General features: G+C 47.8%; 3 protein-coding genes. 1 reads left to right on the top strand and 2 read right to left on the bottom strand.

Annotation, left to right across the window (positions count from 1 at the left end; all coding sequences use genetic code 11):
• Nucleotides 1–172, bottom strand: a 172-nt coding sequence (locus tag HMPREF1144_RS21645; RefSeq protein ID WP_042928234.1) for a transposase, incomplete at its 3' end; no start/stop codon positions are given.
• 111 nt (nt 173–283) lie between these two features.
• Here HMPREF1144_RS21645 and HMPREF1144_RS21650 point away from each other — a divergent pair.
• The gene (locus HMPREF1144_RS21650) at nt 284–1,687 is read left to right on the top strand and encodes an ISNCY-like element ISKpn21 family transposase (RefSeq protein ID WP_001567368.1); all 1,404 of its coding nucleotides are present in this window, start codon (nt 284–286) and stop codon (nt 1,685–1,687) included.
• A 28-nt stretch (nt 1,688–1,715) separates the two neighbouring features.
• On the opposite strand, the gene HMPREF1144_RS21655 is transcribed toward HMPREF1144_RS21650, so the two are convergent.
• Nucleotides 1,716–2,348, bottom strand: coding sequence for a DUF6904 family protein (locus HMPREF1144_RS21655; protein ID WP_001567369.1), 633 nt, complete (start codon nt 2,346–2,348; stop codon nt 1,716–1,718).
• Nucleotides 2,349–2,563 lie beyond the last annotated feature (215 nt).

Here is a 2,563-nt window from a genome sequence, read left to right on the forward strand (position 1 = left end):
GTTCCCTTGGCTTTAAATCTCTGGGTAAATCGCCCTTCTGTTCATAAATCCGCACCCAACGGCTCAACTGTTTTGTGGAAGGATATCCCAGCTCTCTGACAACCGCAGAGGTCTTTTTACCGTACCGGTAATAAAGTTCGACGGCCCGGATACGATCCTCGTATGAATGCATAAATTAACTCCTGAAGGTCCAGGAATTCGTCCGCACCCCACTGTGGCTCAATTCAGATGTCCGCGCTATGGTAAGCTTCACTGGTCCGTTTAAACTACCGGGAGGCATATCATGAGCGCAGAAAGCTCAGGAGTGTTTACTTTGAAAGAGATCAACCGGATCAAGATTATACAGGACGTCATTGAACGTCGCATCACAACGCGCCGTGCGGCCGAGCACCTCGGTATCAGCGACAGGCAATGCCGCAGACTTCTTGCCCGTTACCGTGAAGGCGGACCGCTTGGTATGGCCAGCAGACGATGTGGCATGCGTGGTAACCGCCAGTTGCCACCCGGGCTCGCAGATCAGGCTCTGGAACTGATCAAGACGCGTTATGCTGATTTCGGTCCGACTCTGGCGCGTGAAAAGCTCGAAGAACTCCACGGACTGTTTCTTGGCAAAGAAACTGTCCGGCGCATCATGGTGCGGGCTGGCTTATGGGTTCCCCGTAAACAACGTGCCGCAAGGATCCCTCAACCACGGTACCGGCGTCCGTGTACTGGTGAGCTGATACAAATAGATGGCTGTGATCACGACTGGTTTGAAGGCCGTGGCCCGGCCTGCACCGCGCTGGTCTATGTTGATGATGCAACCAGCAAACTGATGGAACTGTTGTTTGTTAAATCGGAGTCCACGTTTTCTTACTTCGAAGCCACGCGGCGCTATATCGATAAGCATGGTAAACCGCTGGCACTGTACAGCGATAAAGCCGGTGTTTTTCGTGTTAACAATAAACACGCCACAGGCGGAGACGGGCATACTCAGTTTGGGCGAGCCATGCATGAACTGAACATCCAGACTATCTGTGCAGAAACCAGTCCCGCCAAAGGGCGTGTAGAACGAGCTCACCTCACTTTACAGGATCGTCTGGTCAAAGAGCTGCGGTTACAGGGCATTTGTTCAATGGAGGCTGCAAATGACTTCGCTGAGGCCTATATGGCTGACTATAACCGCCGTTTTGGCAAAGTACCGCGACATGATTTTGACGTACACCGTGCTGTAGAACATGATGAGGACCTGGGGCTTATTTTCACTGTTCGTGAAAAACGTAAAGTCTCAAAATCGTTGACGATACAATATGATAAAATGTTGTACCTGATTGAAGACAGCGAACTGAGTCGCCGTGCAATAGGTAAATATATCGATGTGTATCACTATCCTGATGGCAGAAAAGAGCTGCGCCTGAACGGTACGCTACTTCCCTACTCTACCTACGACCGACTGTCAGAAATCGACCAGGGCGCGATTGTCGATAACAAGCGTCTTGGCCGAACCCTGGAGTTTATCAGTCTGGTGCAGAGCAAGCGGGATAACACGCGCTCTCAGTCAATTCCCGCTGGAGATGGCCCTTCCCGACGACGGCCAAAGCAGGAAGGGAAGAAATCCCAGCGCTCACTGGATAATGATGACATGCTCGAAGCACTCAAACAGCTTCAGTCACGTTCAGAGGACATTTTTGGTAAAAGAGCCCGCTGATGGTACTCACTGGCCGGACAGTGGTTGCTCACCAGTTGATATTGTCCGGCCAGACCCATGATGTATTATTCATTTCGTTCAGCATCTTTATGTCCTGCTTTTCACGGGCATACTTACCCCATAATGAATGAAAAGAACGAACAATACTGATTAACTGCTTTTTTCTTTGCTCCGGAGATAGGCTGATAAAATAGCAGCACCTGCTGTCAATATTATCCTCAATGAAATTAAAATCAGAGTCTGATGCATATTTTACTGTTAGCATAATATCATTCGACGTTGTTCTCTCAGACTCTGTTAATGCTGATTCTATCAGGTATTCAAAGGCATACATGACAGACAGCTGGTTTTTGTCTGTCTGAATATAACCCATTGAGTTTCTGAGTATTGAGGACTGTACCAGGACCAGAGGCCATAAAAGCTCAACACCATAAAGCTTATATGTATCATGTTGATCATACTGATGTTGCTCAACACGACGATTACCTTCCCGTGCTTTACGAATATCATAGGCAAGGGATAACATAAATCCGTCTTTAACTTTAATCAGTGGGCTTTCATCCACGATGTAATGAATGAGTTCATGTAATTCATTCAGGGCTTCTGAATCTCCCCACAGTATAAAACCTGCATTGTTCGGCGTTAACTCGTATCGAAGCATGGGCTCAATCATCCTGTTGTTTCAGTCGGAGGAAAGTCTATCAGTAAAGAGAATGAGAGATCAAAGTGGTCATTTTAATTGAGCTGGATAACGGACATTTCAATTGAGCCTTGACAAACATTGTCAGCACAAAGCGTTATTGTCGTCTCAGCACAATTCACACGCGTCGTGTACGCTAAGCCTTCATTTTGCTCAGCACAGGACCGCGATCTTAT

Source organism: Klebsiella sp. OBRC7 (genome assembly GCF_000293135.1).
Taxonomy (GTDB): Bacteria; Pseudomonadota; Gammaproteobacteria; order Enterobacterales; family Enterobacteriaceae; genus Klebsiella; species Klebsiella michiganensis.